This window comes from Sphingobium olei, assembly GCF_042678845.1.
GTDB classification, from domain to species: Bacteria; Pseudomonadota; Alphaproteobacteria; order Sphingomonadales; family Sphingomonadaceae; genus Sphingobium; species Sphingobium olei.
In genome coordinates this window covers 1-15,650 of record NZ_JBHTLS010000096.1, presented here as the reverse complement: position 1 = coordinate 15,650, position 15,650 = coordinate 1, and the positions used below count along the sequence as shown (strand labels likewise).

Annotated in this window: 11 protein-coding genes, 1 tRNA gene and 1 pseudogene; 5 read left to right on the top strand and 8 right to left on the bottom strand. The window is 64.5% G+C overall.

Features of this window, described 5'->3' with window-relative positions; genetic code table 11:
- Positions 1-52: 52 nt before the first annotated feature.
- Positions 53-541, top strand: coding sequence for an alpha/beta hydrolase (locus ACFQ24_RS05825; RefSeq protein ID WP_380909646.1), 489 nt, complete (start codon positions 53-55; stop codon positions 539-541).
- Between the two features lie 85 nt (positions 542-626).
- Here ACFQ24_RS05825 and ACFQ24_RS05820 read toward each other — a convergent pair whose 3' ends face one another.
- Together ACFQ24_RS05820 and ACFQ24_RS05815 are read right to left on the bottom strand one after the other, a co-directional pair.
- Positions 627-911, bottom strand: a complete 285-nt coding sequence (locus ACFQ24_RS05820) for a type II toxin-antitoxin system RelE/ParE family toxin (protein ID WP_380909644.1) — start codon at positions 909-911, stop codon at positions 627-629.
- The gene (locus ACFQ24_RS05815) at positions 908-1,210 is read right to left on the bottom strand and encodes a type II toxin-antitoxin system RelB/DinJ family antitoxin (RefSeq protein ID WP_380909642.1); all 303 of its coding nucleotides are present in this window, start codon (positions 1,208-1,210) and stop codon (positions 908-910) included. Before ACFQ24_RS05815 ends, ACFQ24_RS05820 begins: the two co-directional genes overlap by 4 nt.
- 485 nt (positions 1,211-1,695) lie before the next feature.
- Between ACFQ24_RS05815 and ACFQ24_RS05810 the strand changes: the two genes are divergently transcribed.
- Positions 1,696-1,899: a helix-turn-helix transcriptional regulator gene (locus tag ACFQ24_RS05810; protein ID WP_380909640.1), complete on the top strand. Its 204-nt coding sequence runs from the start codon at positions 1,696-1,698 to the stop codon at positions 1,897-1,899.
- Positions 1,900-1,955: 56 nt separating this feature from the next.
- Here ACFQ24_RS05810 and ACFQ24_RS05805 read toward each other — a convergent pair whose 3' ends face one another.
- The 3 genes from ACFQ24_RS05805 to recJ all read right to left on the bottom strand — a co-directional run bounded on the left by ACFQ24_RS05805 (position 1,956) and on the right by recJ (position 5,297).
- A complete protein-coding gene (locus tag ACFQ24_RS05805; protein WP_380909638.1) occupies positions 1,956-3,191 on the bottom strand; it encodes a tyrosine-type recombinase/integrase in 1,236 nt (411 codons plus the stop codon).
- Between the two features lie 163 nt (positions 3,192-3,354).
- A tRNA-Glu gene (locus tag ACFQ24_RS05800) sits at positions 3,355-3,429 on the bottom strand.
- A gap of 101 nt (positions 3,430-3,530) precedes the next feature.
- The gene (gene recJ / locus ACFQ24_RS05795; protein ID WP_380909636.1) at positions 3,531-5,297 is read right to left on the bottom strand and encodes a single-stranded-DNA-specific exonuclease RecJ; all 1,767 of its coding nucleotides are present in this window, start codon (positions 5,295-5,297) and stop codon (positions 3,531-3,533) included.
- 138 nt (positions 5,298-5,435) lie between these two features.
- On the opposite strand from recJ, the gene ACFQ24_RS05790 reads away from it, so the two are divergent.
- The gene (locus tag ACFQ24_RS05790; RefSeq protein ID WP_429615118.1) at positions 5,436-7,547 is read left to right on the top strand and encodes an autotransporter assembly complex protein TamA; all 2,112 of its coding nucleotides are present in this window, start codon (positions 5,436-5,438) and stop codon (positions 7,545-7,547) included.
- Complete coding sequence (locus tag ACFQ24_RS05785; protein ID WP_380909634.1) at positions 7,547-11,755, top strand: translocation/assembly module TamB domain-containing protein; 4,209 nt, start codon at positions 7,547-7,549, stop codon at positions 11,753-11,755. The genes ACFQ24_RS05790 and ACFQ24_RS05785 overlap by 1 nt, the downstream gene beginning before the upstream one ends.
- A gap of 9 nt (positions 11,756-11,764) precedes the next feature.
- Here ACFQ24_RS05785 and ACFQ24_RS05780 read toward each other — a convergent pair whose 3' ends face one another.
- The 3 genes from ACFQ24_RS05780 to ACFQ24_RS05770 all read right to left on the bottom strand — a co-directional run bounded on the left by ACFQ24_RS05780 (position 11,765) and on the right by ACFQ24_RS05770 (position 14,567).
- The gene (locus tag ACFQ24_RS05780; protein WP_380909632.1) at positions 11,765-12,547 is read right to left on the bottom strand and encodes a transglutaminase-like domain-containing protein; all 783 of its coding nucleotides are present in this window, start codon (positions 12,545-12,547) and stop codon (positions 11,765-11,767) included.
- Between the two features lie 467 nt (positions 12,548-13,014).
- On the bottom strand, positions 13,015-14,088 hold the full coding sequence (recA, locus tag ACFQ24_RS05775) for a recombinase RecA (RefSeq protein WP_380909630.1): 1,074 nt from the start codon (positions 14,086-14,088) through the stop codon (positions 13,015-13,017).
- A gap of 122 nt (positions 14,089-14,210) precedes the next feature.
- Positions 14,211-14,567, bottom strand: a complete 357-nt coding sequence (locus ACFQ24_RS05770; RefSeq protein ID WP_380909628.1) for a response regulator — start codon at positions 14,565-14,567, stop codon at positions 14,211-14,213.
- A 532-nt stretch (positions 14,568-15,099) separates the two neighbouring features.
- Between ACFQ24_RS05770 and ACFQ24_RS05765 the strand changes: the two are divergent.
- Positions 15,100-15,650, top strand: a pseudogene (locus ACFQ24_RS05765) (hypothetical protein); the annotation flags it as partial.

Below are 15,650 nucleotides of genomic sequence, written 5' to 3'. Positions count from 1 at the left end.
GTGGTAACTCCACCTTACCGATGAGCCCGGTGGCCACCGAGACCGAAATCGCGTGGGTGGGGCATGCCCCACCCACGCGATCGCCTCAATCTACACCGGAAATTACACCACGAGCGCGGACGCTAACAAAATCGGCGTGATTGGATTTTCCGCTGGCGGATACCTCGTTGCACAGGCAAGCAACATCTTCCAACCCGCCTACACGCCGGTTGATGCGATCGATAATGTGAGCAGCCGGCCGGACTTTGCCGTTGCTATGTTTCCGGGTCACCTGTGTCGCGCAGGCGAAACACTCGATCCCGGGATTAAGGTCAGCAAGGAAACGCCGCCAACCTTTTTATTGCAGGCGTGGGACGATCCGGTCGATCCGGTTTGCAATAGCACGGTCTATGCTCGCGCGCTCGACCACGCAGGCGTGAAGGCGGAAGTTCACCTCTTTGCGAAAGGCGGACACGCCTTCGCCATGAGGCCGCTCGGGCATCCGGTGGAGAAATGGCCATCGCTTGTCGAGGATTGGCTCAAGGATACAGGCGTAATGTAAGGAGGATCGGATCGACGATCCAAACGTCACAGCACAGTAGTTATAATGACCGACAATCAGGTGAAATCCGCCGCCTACAACCCCCTCAAAGATCATGAGGAAACATGCGCGCGCCGTGGATGACGCGCAGAATGCGCACAGTGTCGCCCTCGACTTTGTAAGGCGCGATATACGGTGTCCGGGCAACGACCAGTTCGCGCGTGCCCTCCACCCGTCCGGGTCGGCCGCTGTCGGGAAAATCGATCAGTCGGCGCGCCGCCTGTTCGATCCGCTCGTCCACGCTGGCGGCGCCGCGCGGGTCTTCCTCCGCGATCCACAGGAAAATGGCGAGGCGGTCGCTGGCCGCGCGCTGCGACCAGGCAAGTTTCATAGGGGCTTAACGCCGTTCACCGCTTTCTGGCGCAGTTCGGCAAAGGTCGCCGACACCTCTTCGTCGGACAGGTCGGGCCGCGCATCGTCCAGCGCCTCGCGCACCCGCTCACGGAACCATGCGTCATAATCGCGCTGCTCGATCAGCAGTTCCATCGGCGCGACGCCCTCGCGTGCTGTACGGGTCAACAGGATACGCACCGCGTCCGAGACGGTCAGTCCCATCTTCTCGAAGATTGCGGCAGCTCGCTCCTTCACGTCCGCATCGATTCGCGTCTGGATCAGCGCATTGTTGGCCATCGGCTCGGCTCCTTCACTTTCAATGTAATGCAATCGCATGACGATGGCCATCGCTGAGCGTCGTCTAGGGTGCGCAATTTGGCACAATGGGCACTGAAATGCTCAAAGCGGCACTTCAGTGCCTCACCCCTTGCGGCGTGGCATCGTCTGGCGCAGCGTGAACCTCTGGCGGGCAGGCCTCCAAGATTTGGAGCGAAGCCATGAACGATTCGACATAGCGATACGACCGTGCCGCAAGGCAAACGGCCCGATGGGCGCGCCATGCGGGACATGGTGGGACAAAATCTTCGATAGCCGCGCTACGCGGCAGCCCCATGCCGTTTTCCGCCGCTGATCGCCAGTTGCCGCCACACTCCGCCAGCGTCCTCCAATCCCCGCGCGGGTGGCCCTTCGTGGCCCCGGAACGGCTCTTGTCCGGTGGGCCATGCTGCCCGATGCTGGTCCACAGGGGCGCGTGCAACACCATGATTTGAAGAGAAAGCCCCATGAACAGCCCCGATCGCATCATTCGCCTCAAAACCGCTCTCGCCCGCACCGGCCTTTCCCGCACGACGCTTTATCGCAAGATGGGCGAAGGCACTTTCCCGCGCCAGGTCAAGATCAGCATCCACGGTACGGGCTGGCGCGAGTCCGCCGTAAATCGTTGGATTGCCGATCCAATGGCGTATCGAGAGGAAGGTAGCGTTTGATGACCATGAACGCCGTGCCCTCTTCGTCTGTGGCGAGGGCACGGCGTGGCTTCCGGTCAAGCGGTCTGCTTCTTCACTTTCCCGAATTGGCCGGTGAATACCTTCTGCCCGTCGCGCAGAAAATCGAGATGGTCGGACCAATGCTGCATCATACGCACCCGCTCGTCCCAATATTCCCCGCGTGTGTAAGCGCGGCGAACGGCGTTGTTGTCGCAATGGGCAAGCTGACGCTCGATCGCGTCAGGATGCCATAGCCCCATCTCACTGAGCAATGTCGCCGCCATCGCCCGGAAGCCGTGGCCGGTCATTTCATCCTGCGCAAAGCCCATGCGTCGCAAGGCAGCGTTGATGGTGTTCTCCGACATGGGCCGATCGACCGAGCGCAGCGACGGGAACAGGAAGCGGCTATAATCCGCATCATGCTCGATCGTGGCGAGAATCGCCAATGCTTGCCGGGAGAGGGGAATGGTATGCGCCCGCCGCATCTTGGTCTTGTGCGGCGGGATCGTCCAAAGCGCCTTGTCCAAATCAAAGTCGGCCCATTCGGCATGGCGTAGCTCGCCGGGGCGAACGAACACATGCGGGAGCAATTGCAGCGCCGCCTTGGTGTTGGAGAAGCCCTCGAACGCCTCAATGGCGCGCAACAGTCCACCCGCATTGTCCGCGCTGGTGATAGCAGCCCTGTGGACGGGCTGGGGCGCGATCAGCGCCCCGCGCAAGTCCGCCGCCACGTCGCGCTCTCCGCGGGCCGTGGCGATGGCGTAGCGGAATATCTGGCTGCATGTGCTGCGCAGGCGCTTGGCTGTCTCATAGCGGCCCTTACCCTCCATCTTGCGCAGCATGATCAACACCTCCTGCGCGGTGATGGTGGTGACAGGGCGCTTGCCCAGCGAGGCATTGATGAAGGCCAGCAGCCAGCGCAGCTTCTTCATCGTGACGGCGGAGCGGCCTTCGCGCTCGACCTTCACCAGCCATTCGTCGGCAACCACCTTGAAGCTGTTGGACGCCGCCACGGTAGCAGCAATCCGATCCAGCCTGATCTTTTCGGCAGGATCGTCCCCCTTCGCCAGCACCTTGCGGGCCGCATCACGCTGCTCGCGGGCATCGGCAAGTCCGGTGTCAGGGTAGACCCCGAAGGCCAGTGTCTTTTGCTTGCCAAAATGGCGGTAGTTCATCCGCCAGTAGCGACCGCCAGCAGGTGTGACATAAAGGAACAGGCCATCGCTATCGGTGAGTTTATAGGGCTTGGTCCGGCCCTTTGCGTTTTTGATCGCAGCGGCGGTGAGCGCCATGATGGTATCTCCTTCTCGGGGAGGGCCGCGCTACCATCAGACATACCATCAAGTTGCTGGTATCCGGTGGTCCGAGACCGCTCCGTATGGGATACCTATACCACGAAAAACCGCAGAAATCCGCCGTTCCTGGCACTTCCTGAAACCCTCTGGGAGAGGATTTTGGTGACCCCTACGGGAATCGAACCCGTGTTTCAGCCGTGAAAGGGCCGCGTCCTAACCGCTAGACGAAGGGGCCGTTCGTCGCGCCGCCGGGGGCAGCGCGGTGAAGCGAGGGCGCAATTACGAGCAGACGGGAGCAGGGTCAAGCCCCCGCTGGCAAGAAAATTGCGCGCCGGCTCAATCGGCCCAGGCCGCATCCTCCAGATGCAGTTCGGCGGCGGGCCGGCTACTCCAATCGTCGATCTTCGCCTTGCCCGCCACCCAGAGCCGCCGGTCGCGCGGCGCGCCGAGGATCGCCTGCCCAAGCGCCGTTTCTGCCCGGCGGAAAGCGATGGTCTTGATCGACCGGCCATCGTCGCCTGCCATCACCGCGCGTAGATGGCCGTTGCCCACGACATCGGCCTTCAACACCCGCATCGGTCCGGCCGCGATCAGCGGCGCGGGCCATCCTGCGCCATAGGGGCCGCCTTCATCAATCGCGGCGACGAAATCCGGGTTCACGCCCGCCGGTGCGAGCACCGCATCGATCAGCAGCGCACGATCGTCCCGCGCCTTCGCTATCGCAGCCGAAAGCCGGTCGTCCAGATAATCGGCCAGCGCGTCGACCCGATCCGCCGCCACCGTCAGTCCGGCCGCCATTGCGTGGCCGCCGCCCGCGACCAGCAGGCCACTGTCCTTCGCTGCCAGCACGGCCGCGCCCAGATCCACCCCCGATATGGACCGGCCCGATCCCTTCCCCACGCCCGCATCGTCCAGCGCGATCACGATAGCGGGGCGGCCCGCCTTTTCCTTGATGCGGCCGGCGACGATGCCGATGACGCCGGGGTGCCAGCCCTGCCCCGCGATCACCGCGACCGCGCGGTTACCTTGCGCCGCGAGCAGTTGCTCCGCCTGTTCCTGAACCGTCGCCTCGATTGCGCGGCGCTCTTCGTTATAGTGGTCGAGCTGCGCCGCGATGCGCGCGGCTTCCACGGGATCGTCGGTCGTCAGCAACCGCACGCCAAGGTCAGCCTGCCCCACCCGCCCGCCGGCATTGATCCGCGGGCCCAGCGCAAAGCCGAGGTCGTGGCAGAGCGGCGCGCGAGTCAGGCGGCTGGCGTCGATCAGGGCGGCAAGGCCGATGTTGCGCCGACGCGCCATGACCTTCAGGCCCTGCGCCACGAAGGCGCGGTTTAACCCCTTCAATTGCGCCACATCCGCCACCGTGCCGAGCGCGACGATGTCGAGCAGATCCATGAGCGGGGGCTCCGGCCGGTTCGCGAACCAGCCGCGCGCCCGCAACACGCGCACCAGCGCAGCGGCCAGCAGGAAGGCGACGCCGACCGCCGCCAGATGGCCGTGGCAGGCAGCGTCGGGATGTTCGTCCAGTCGATTGGGGTTCACCAGCGCAAAGGCTTCGGGCAGTTGCGTCGCGCATTTGTGATGATCGACCACCACGACATCCACGCCGGTCGACCGCGCCATCGACAGCGCCTCGAACGCCTGCGCGCCGCAATCGACCGTGACGATCAGCGTCGCCCCTTCTCCCGCCAGCCGCACCAGCGCCTCGCCGGACGGGCCATAGCCTTCCATCAGGCGGTCGGGGATATAGGGTCTGGCATGCAGGCCCAGGTCGCCCAGCAGCCGGATCAGCAGCGCCGCGCTGGTCGCACCGTCCACGTCATAATCGCCGAAGATGCGCACATCCTCCTGCGCCTGCACCGCGTCTGCCAGCCGCTCGGCCGCGGCGTCCATGTCGCGGAACAGGCTGGGATCGGGCATGAACTGGCGGATGGTGGGATTGCGGTGCGCTTCCACCGCCTCGCGCGCGCAGCCTCGCGCCAGCAGCAATTGCGTCACCAGATCATCGGGCCTGCTTGTCGGCTCCCGGCCATCTGCATGCGCCCCGCGCCAGCGCCACGGCTGGCCGCTGATCGACCGCGAAATGTTGAGGGCGAAGGTCATGATCCTGCTTTAGCGGCCGGCGAGTCCGGTGGGAAGCCGGGCAAATCATGTCGGACACGGAACCACCCAACCCGTTCTGCGTATTGGCTTCTTACCGGGCTTTCAGGACGTGCGCGGTACGAAAAGGGGCAGCGCAGCGTGGGCAGGGAACGACAGGCACTTCATGTCCGGCGACTGTTGGGCTTGCTGTTGCTTGGCGCGTCCCCGCTTCCGCTCGCGGCCCAGACCCAGCCTTCCTCCTCCTCCACTGCTGCTGGCGATACCGATGAGCCGATCGTCCCCAATGACGAGTTCGACGCGCGCATGCCCAAGGTCGAGGGCGGCAACCCCAGTGCCCCGCTCCCATCGATCGACAGCTGGATCGACCAGCAGATGCCGTCCCAATCGGCCGCTCCGACAGCCTTGCCCCCCGCGATCGAACCGGCCGAGGAACAGGAACTGGCCCGGCCGCTCCCGCCACTCGACAGCGTCACCGTCCCCGCCACCGTCGCGGCGGACAGCGACCCCGACGCCAAGCTGCCCGAAATCCGTTACGCGACGCAGATCGAAGGGTTCGGCAAGACGGGCCTTGAGGACGAGTTCCGGTCCGAATCCGCGCTGATCGACGGTAAGGGCCGCGCCGACACCGCCACCATGGTGCAGCAGCGCGCCCGCGAGGACGAAAAGCTGGCAGTGCGGCTCCTCTATTCCGAGGGCTATTATGATGCCACCGCCCTTTCCAGCCTGGAGCAGGGGCCCGAAAATGCCCTGAAGGCAATCGTGTCCGTGACGCCCGGCAAACGGTACAAGATCGGAAATATCGTCATCACCGCCGATCCGACCGTCCCGCCCGATCTGGTGCGCAGCAGCCTACCGCTGAAAACGGGCGACTATATCGTCGCCGTCAATGTCGAAAGCGCGGAGGCCAATGTCGGCGTTCGGCTGCCCGAAAACGGCTATCCCTTCGCCAAGGTTGGACAGCGCGACATATTGCTCGATCCTGCCACCGTCACCGGCGACTATACGCTGCCGGTCGATGTCGGGCCGCGCGGTTCCTTCCGCCGGATCACGACCAGCGGCGCAAAGCAGGCGTTCGGCGCCGACCATATGGAAGTGATCAGGCGCTACAAGCCGGGCGAGCTGTACGACAGCCGCAAGGTCGACGATCTGCGCAAGGCGCTGGTGGCGACCGGCCTTTTTTCCAGCGTGGCGGTGGAGCCGGTGCGGACCGGCGAGCCCGGCCCCGACGGCACCGAATATGTCGACTTGGCCGTCGAGCAGGAGGCGGGGCCGCCGCGCACACTCGCGGGCGAGGCGGGTTACGGCACCGGGCAGGGGTTCCGCGCCGAAGGCACATGGACGCACCGCAACTTCTTCCCGCCCGAAGGCGCATTGATCGCCGGCGTCGTCGCGGGCACGCAGGAACAGGGCGTGTCCGGCACCTTCCGTCGGTCGAACGCCGGCAAGCGCGACCGGACGTTCCAGACGGGCATCACGCTCAACCATCAGAATTACGACGCCTATGAAGCCTTCACCGCTGGCGTGAACATCGGCTGGTCGCGCCAGTCGACCCCGATCTTCCAGAAGCGCTGGACCTACAGCTATGGCGCGGAGATATTGGGCACCAACGAACAGGTGGTGGTCGATCCCGCCACTGGCGACAAGACGCGCCGAACCTACCTGATCGGCGGGCTGCCGGTACAGATCGGCTACGACCGGTCCAACGACTTGCTGAACCCCACCAAGGGTTTTCGCGCCAACCTGCGCGCCGAACCCGAAGGGTCGCTCCAGGGCACTTTCTCGCCCTATCTGCGCGCGACCTTCGACCTTAGCGGCTATTATCCCGTGTCGGACAGCCTGGTGATCGCCGGGCGCGCCCGCGTCGGCACGATCAGCGGCGTTGCGCGTGACGATGTCGCTCCGTCGCGGCGCATCTATGCCGGCGGCGGCGGATCGGTGCGCGGCTACGGCTATCAGGAACTGGGGCCAAAGGACGTGAACAACGATCCGATCGGCGGCCGATCGGTCAACGAATTCGCGGTGGAAGGGCGCTATCGCTTCGGCAATTACGGCGTGGTCGCCTTCGTCGATGGCGGCCAGGTGTATGAAAGCCAGATCCCGAAATTCAGCGACATGCGCTATGGCGTAGGCATAGGCGGGCGCTTCTACACCAATTTCGGCCCCTTCCGCGCGGATGTCGCCATGCCGATCAACCGGCAACCGGGCGAATCCAAATTCGCCATCTATATCGGCATCGGGCAGGCCTTCTGATGGCGCAGGACGACACCCTTCCCCCGTCCGACACCGTCGTGATCCGCGCAAAGCGGCCGCTCTGGCAGAAAATAGCCATCGGCTTCATCGGCCTTCTCATCGCGCTGCTGTTGCTCATCGGCGGTCTGCTGCTCGGCCTCAATACCCAACAGGGCAAGCGCTTCCTGATTGGTCAGATCGCCGCGCTCCAGCTGGAATCAGGGATGAAGATCGAGGTCGGCCGGATCGAAGGATCGATCTATAGCGACATGGTCATTCACGACCTGGTGCTGCGCGATCCAAAGGGGGTGTTCGCCGTATCGCCGCGCGTCCATGTGACATGGAAGCCCTTCCGCTACGTCAACAACCATATCTCCGTCAGCCTGCTGGAAAGCCCGCTGATCGTGCTGGCGCGCAGCCCGCAGTTCAACGTGACGCAGAGCGATCCCAACGCGCCAATCCTGCCCGATCTTGACATCGACATCGACCGAATGAAGATCGCACGCTTCGTGCTGGCGCGGCCGGTCATCGGGCAGAAGCGAGAGATCGCGATCGACGGCGTCACCCATATCGCGGATGGCCGCGCGCAACTGTCCGCCAGCGCTATCGTGGATAGCGGCGATCGGTTGCAGGCGAAGCTCGATGCGGTCCCGGCACAGAACCGGCTCGACATGAGCGGCACGCTGACCGCGCCCAAGGGCGGCGTCATCGCCGCGATGTCGGGCCTGACCGACGGCATGACCGCGACGCTGGACGGCAGGGGAAGCTGGCAAGCGTGGAACGGAAGGATCGTCGCGCGATCGCGCAAGGGCGAACTGGCGAACATCGCGCTTGCGGCGCGCGACGGCAATTTCACCGCCAAGGGTCCGGTGCGCCCCGGCCTGGTCTTCGCCGGCACGGTCGACCGGCTGACCGGCCCCCAACTCGATGTCGATCTGTTCGCCGGCCTGAACGAGCGCCGCGTGAACCTGAAAGGTACATTGCACTCGCCCGCCCTCGCCGCCGACGCCAAGGGGTTGATCGACCTCGGCCAAAGCCGTTTCAGCGCACTGCGCATCAACGCCGCGCTGCTGACGCCGGGCGCAATCATGGAGAAGGTGAAGGGCCGCGACGTGCGCGCCTCCGTCATCCTCGACGGACCGATGGCGACCCCGTTCATCGATTATGACCTTAGCGCCAGATATCTCGCCTTCGACGCCACGGGGCTCGAAAATCTGAAAGCCAGTGGCCGGGCGGTGATCGATGCGGACCGCATCCGCATTCCCGTTAACGCCACCGCCAGCCGGGTGACCGGCTTCAATGCGGCGGCCGGCGGCCTGCTCAACAACCTGCGGGTGAAGGGCGATTTCGCCTATGCCGCAGGCAAGCTCATCAGCGACAATCTCAAGATCGACAGCGACCGGGTGGACGCCACCGCCATCGTCCTCGCCGATCTTCAGAACGCCATCTATCGTGGCGCGCTCAAAGGCCGGGTGAATGATTATCGGATCGACGGCGTCGGCATCGTCAACCTGACGACCGATGTCGACCTGGTTCCGGGGTCCAAGGGCGGCTTTGGCCTGTCCGGTCGGTTCGGCGTGCGGACCGCGCGGTGGGAGAATGCGTCCGTCCGCGATTTCCTGGGCGGCAACGCGGTCGCCAGCGGAAGCATCGGCATGACGCCGGAGGGCAAGTTCACGCTGGCCGGCCTCAAAGGCGCGGCTCCCAATTTCACCATCCATTCGGGATCGGGCAGCTACGACACCGATGGCCGGATCGCCTTCGATGCGCGCGCTTCCTCCAAACAATATGGCCCCCTGGCGCTGACGGTGCGCGGCACGATGGAGCGGCCGCAGGCGGTGCTGCGCGCGGCGCGGCCGAATGTGGGCGTGCAGCTGACCGATGTCGTGGCGAAACTGAATGGCGAGGCGGCCGGATACCGGCTGGAGGCGACGGGCGGATCGCCCTACGGTCCCTTCTTCGCCAATCTGCTGATCCGCACGGCGCGGGGGCCGCTGACCATCGACGTTACCAAGGCGCGTTTCGCAGGCGTGGACATGAACGGCCGCATCCAGCAAAGCGCGGCCGGCCCCTTCACCGGCCAGCTAGCCCTGAACGGCTCGGGCATTACCGGCGCGGTGCGGCTGGGCGCGGTGGGCAAGGCGCAAGGCGTGAACGTGAACGCGACGGCCAGCAACGCCAAATTGCCGGGCGAGGCCGATGTCGTGATCGGTCGCGCCATCCTTACCGCATCCATGGTGCTGACGGACCAGCCGCAAATCCGCGCCGACATGCAGATCGCCAACGCGGCCTATGGCGACTATATCGTGCGCAAGGCGCGCGGACGACTGGACTATAGCGGCGGGCGCGGACGCGCGCAGCTGGTCGCGGATGGCTCCAGCGGCGTCCCCTTCTCGATCGCAGCCAACGCGGCTCTGCGCCCCAATCTCTATGCGGTCGCATTGCAGGGACGCGCGGCGAACATCGATTTCCGCCTGGCGCAGCCGGCCATCATCCGCAGCGAGCAGGGCGGCTACCGACTGGAACCCGCGACGCTGGTGCTGCCGCAGGGCCGGGTCGATCTGGCCGGACGCTTCGGCGGCACCACTGCGATGCAGGCGCGGTTCAAGGATTTCGACCTCGCCATCCTGAACGTCGCCGCGCCGGGACTGGGCGTCACCGGCCGGGCGACCGGCGCGCTCGATTTCACCCAGGTCGGCAGCGCCTTTCCCACTGCAACTACGCGCCTTGCCGTCAGCGATTTCCGTCGCTCCAGCCTGACAACCGTGTCGAACCCGGTGTCGATGAATGTCGAGGGCAAGCTGTCGGCGGCTGGCGGCGACATGCGCGGCCTCATCCGCCGGGGCAATGCGACGCTGGGCCGCTTCGTCGCCACGCTCGCCCCGCCCGGCGCGGGCGCAAGCTGGGCGGAGCAGTTGCAGAACGCGCCGCTGGGCGGCGGCATCCGCTATGCCGGGCCGGCCGACGTGCTCTTCTCCTTCGCCGGTCTTGCCGACCAGCAGCTGACCGGCGGCGTCGCCGTCGCGGCGGATTTCGGCGGCAGGCTGAGCGCGCCTCGGCTCAACGGCGTGATTCGCGCCAATACGCTGACCTATGAGAATGAGACATTCGGGACGCGCGTGACGCAGATGCGGCTGGACGGCCGTTTCACCAACGACCGGCTCGACATCCGCGACTTTTCCGGGCGCGCCGGCGATGGCACCGTGCAGGCGTCCGGCACGGTCGGGCTGGCGGCGGATAGCGGCTTCCCGATGAACATCGCGGTGAAGCTCGATCGGGCGCGGCTGGCGCGTAGCGAGGCGATCACCAGCGTCGTCAGCGGCACGATGGCGATCACCAACAGCACCTCTGACGGCGGTCTCATCAGGGGCGACCTGTCCCTGCCGGAGACCCGTTATCGCGTCGCCTGGCAGGGCGGGACCGAAATTCGCCAGCTCACCGGCATCCGGCGCAAGGGCGACAATGCAGATCCGCTCGCGGCGCGCACGGCCGCGCGCCGGGCGGCGGCCGCGCCCGTCCTATGGAAGCTCGATATCCGGGTCCGCGCCGACAATGAAATCTATGTGACCGGCATGGGGCTGGATTCCGAATGGAAGACGGACATGCGGGTGACCGGCACGACCGCTGCGCCCCGCGTGACCGGCCGGCTGGACGTGCTGCGCGGCCGCTACAGCTTCTCGGGCCATCAGTTCAACCTGGATGAAGGCGTCATCACCTTCAACGGGCCGATGACCAACCCGACGCTCAACATCCAGGCGACGACGCGGATCGACACGGTCAGCGCTGGCATACGGGTATCTGGCAACGCGCAGCAGCCCGACATCGCCTTCATCTCCACGCCGTCGCTACCCCAGGACGAGATATTGGCCCGCATCCTGTTCGGCGACAATGTCGCGAACCTGTCCGCCGTGCAGGCGGTGCAGCTGGCGGCGGCGCTCAATGGGCTGCGCGGCGGCAGCGGCGGCCTCAACCCCATGGGCAAGCTGCAGGGCGCTTCGGGCATCGACCGCATCGGCATCGTCAGCGGCGATGAAGCGACCGGACGCGGCACCTCGCTCGCGGTCGGCCAGCATATCTCCAACAATATCTATGTGGAGGTCATCACCGACTCCAAGGGCTTCACAGCCACGCAGTTGGAGATCGCGCTGTCCCGCGCGCTCAGCCTGCTGTCGCGAACCGGCACCAATGCGGGATCGTCGGCGAACCTACGCTATTCGAAGGATTATTAAGGCGGCGCGTCAGTCGGCGGCGGTCACGCTGATCGACTGCGCATTCATCGTCGCGCCGCCGAAGATGGTCATGAAGGCGATGTCGGTGGCGTCCCGCCCGACAGCGATGCGCACCATGTGATCGACGGGTGCCAGCCCGGTCGCATCGATGATGTGCCACGCTCCGTCCAGCCAGACTTCGACCACCGCGTGGAAATCCGGCGGGTCGAGGCCGAGGGCGTACACGGACACGAGGCGCGCGGGGATGTCGCGCGAGCGGATCAGGGCGGCGGTCAGATGCGCGAAGTCGCGGCAGACGCCCTGCTGCGCGACGAACGTGTCCGCCGCCGTCGTGCTGATGTTCGAACTTCCCGGCGCGTAGACGAGGTTGGCATGGACCCAATCGACCAGTGCCTTGACCAGCGGCCCGCCATCGAGATCGGGAAAATGCCCGCAGACGAAGCTGACGAAGCGATCGGCTTCGCAATAGCGGCTGGGCCAGATGAAGGGCAGCACCTGTTCCGGCAGGCTGGGCAGCGGGCTCTTGCCGAGCGTCGCGAGATCGACGGCCGGCCGCTCGACCTCCACCACGGCGCGGTAAGTGCTGAGCATCCGGCCCGTCCCGGTGCGGGTCCAGGTCCGCCGGCCCACGCCGCTGCCGCCCCGCTTGTTGGTAAGCGGCCCCGCATTGTCGATGACGTGCGACTGGCTGACGACCTGCTGGTCGGGCAGCGACGCGGCCTCGACGGCCAGCAGCACGTCGGTCGGTTCGGCGAAATCATAGTCGAGTATCGCTTCGATCGCGACGCGCATGGGTTGAGATCCCGGATGTAAGAGGAAGGACCGATTCGCGCGGCCTGACATGCAGCATCGGGCGGTGGCGGGGCGTTGGCAAGCGGCGTTTGCCGGCCAGAGGCGCAAAGGCGCGATATCGGCAGAGCCTTCAACCGGATCATACCTGACGAGCCGTCCGCATCCGCTCGGTCTGCTTGTCGGATGCCGGCACCTTGCGGCTGTCACGCCCCTGTTTATCCGCCTCATCGTCAGGTGCGCGGTCTCACGAAGTAGGATTTCCGCAGCTTAACTTCGCATATGTCCCGCAGAATTTGTTCTTTCGTTGCGCGGCTACGATCCTATCGGAAAGCGCCCTTACTGTGTCCGAACGGTAAAAGGCCCGCTGCGCGGAGACGCGCGGCGGGCCTTTTCGGTGCGTGATGCGCAAGGCGGGCTCGAGTTCCAGAAGCGCGCCCGGATGATCCGTCCGGACGCTGCCCATGGACTTATTCGCCATCATCCTCCGCATCGGGTCCGGTCATCATGCCTTCGGCCACCTCTTCGGTTCGGCCGCGGATCGCCTTTTCCAGCTTGTCCGCCATTTCGGGATGTTCGCGCAGGAAGGTCTTGGCGTTCTCCCGACCCTGCCCTATGCGGACGGAATCGTAGGAGAACCAGGCACCCGACTTTTCGACAAGCCCGGCCTTCACGCCGATGTCGAGCAGTTCGCCGATCTTGGAAATGCCTTCGCCATACATGATGTCGAATTCGACCTGCTTGAAGGGCGGCGCGACCTTGTTCTTCACCACCTTCACGCGAGTCGCATTGCCGACGATATCGTCGCGATCCTTGATCTGGCCGGTGCGGCGGATGTCGAGGCGGACCGACGCATAGAATTTGAGCGCGTTGCCGCCGGTTGTGGTCTCCGGATTGCCGTACATCACGCCGATCTTCATGCGCACCTGGTTGATGAAGATCACCATGCACTTGGACCGCGAGATCGATCCGGTGAGCTTGCGCAGCGCCTGACTCATGAGGCGCGCCTGCAGGCCGACATGGCTGTCGCCCATCTCGCCTTCGATCTCCGCACGGGGCACCAGCGCGGCGACCGAGTCCACCACCAGCACGTCGATGGCGTTGGAGCGGACCAGCGTATCGACGATCTCCAGCGCCTGTTCGCCGGTGTCGGGCTGCGACACGATCAGTTCGTCGATGTCGACGCCCAGCTTCTTGGCATAGACGGGATCGAGCGCATGTTCTGCGTCCACGAACGCCGCCGTGCCGCCGCCCTTCTGCGCTTCGGCGATCGCGTGGAGCGCCAGCGTCGTCTTGCCCGAGCTTTCCGGGCCATACACCTCAATGATCCGCCCCTTGGGCAGGCCGCCGATGCCGAGCGCGATGTCGAGGCCGAGCGAGCCGGTGGAGATCGCCTCGATCTCAAGCTTCTCCCGGCTGCCCAGCTTCATCGCGCTGCCCTTGCCGAAGGCGCGGTCTATCTGCGCCAAGGCCGCGTCCAATGCTTTCTGTCTGTCCATGTTTCCCGTCTTCTTGGAATCGATGAGTGAGAGCAGTGCAGTCATCGGCCAGTCCTTCAGTCAAGCGGAGCGTGTGAATCTCCGGCGCCTGGCCATGATGTATCCTGTTTGTTCCACCAGAACAAGAGGGGAACGGAAATTTCCTATCAGGACGGCAAAATGCCGCTTCAGCCGCCCAGAACCTTGCCCAGCGCGCGTTCCACCGCGCCGATCGTGAACGGCTTGGGCAGGGTCGGCCGGTCCGCATGGCTGGCGGGCAGATCGTCCGCCATGCCCCCCGTCGCGAAGACGAACGGGATGTCCGCCTGCGCCAATATGTCAGCGACGGGCCAACTCTTTTCCCCCTGCAGGTTGCAGTCGACCAGCGCCGCGTCGAACCCGCCCTCCCGGGCATGGGCGCAGGCTTCCTCCACCGTCGCGGCAACCGCGTGCAGCCGATAGCCCAGCGTGTCGAGATAGTCTTCCAGCATCATGCCGATCATCGCTTCATCCTCGACGACCAAAATGCTCTTGCTGTCCGACATGGTGCAAATCCCCGTTTTCGATCCCGAATCGCTAGCCGATAGATAGTCCCTTGCCCAGACAATTCATCTTGACGGAGGTTGTGGGAAGCAGGGGAAGACGGCTCAGCTATTGGGCGACATAATCTGCGGCTGACTTGTTGGAAAATGTTGCTGATATGTTCTCACCACGATAGCATATCGGGGTGGCGCAATGGATATTTCGTCAGACGCTTACAGGCGGACCTATACGGTTTGGTTGCGGACAGGCCGTTGGACGGTCGAGCCAGTTGATGACGATATCGAACGCAAGTTCAACCCCTATCATGATCCCCGTAACGGGCAATTCACCTTTGCGCCTGGCGGTCCGCACTCGCTCAGCCAAGTAATAGTCTCACATGGGCGGCGAAGCGCCAGCGGGTCCAAGCCATTGTTGCAGAATGAGACTGGGGAGCAGAACACCAGCGGCGGCACATCCGTCCTGGACGCAGTATATCGCCCGGATGAAACCCAGGTCGGGCCGGTGCCCGCCTCATTTCCGCGCGTGCCGAGGAGCATGGGTAGAAGCAATGCGCAAGCCTTCCATGATCCCATGACCTTGCAGCAGGCAATCCCAACGCTGGAGAGCCGACCTGCTGGCGCCATCGTCGCACTGGCGGACAATTTATTTGACATCACTGGTCCTGCTCAGGAAATGACCACGCAGTTGGCGAGAGAGCGGTCAAATCAGTTGATCGAACAAATACGCGCAATCGATCCCGACTACCGTTTCGAGAGCTTGGGTTTTCCTTATACTCCGGAAGGTCAGTTCAACCAGATCAACGATCTGCGTTTTGCACGCGCAGTAACGTTTCTGCGGGCAAGAAATGAGATCCGGCCTCTGCAGCTAGAAACATTACGATTGCTTCAACAGCGGGTCGATAACGCGTATTCAGAAGGAGTGAAGCTCTTACGTGAGGGTAAGTTGAAGGTTCGGCTATCTAGGTTTCGTGGACAAAGGTTGACAGCAGGATCGGGCGTTGATTCAAGGCTGCCTTTTGGAGGTGGCGTTGGGCGAGCGTATTGGGCTGACGGAGGACGAGTGGGGGATCATCGGCACATTACTGC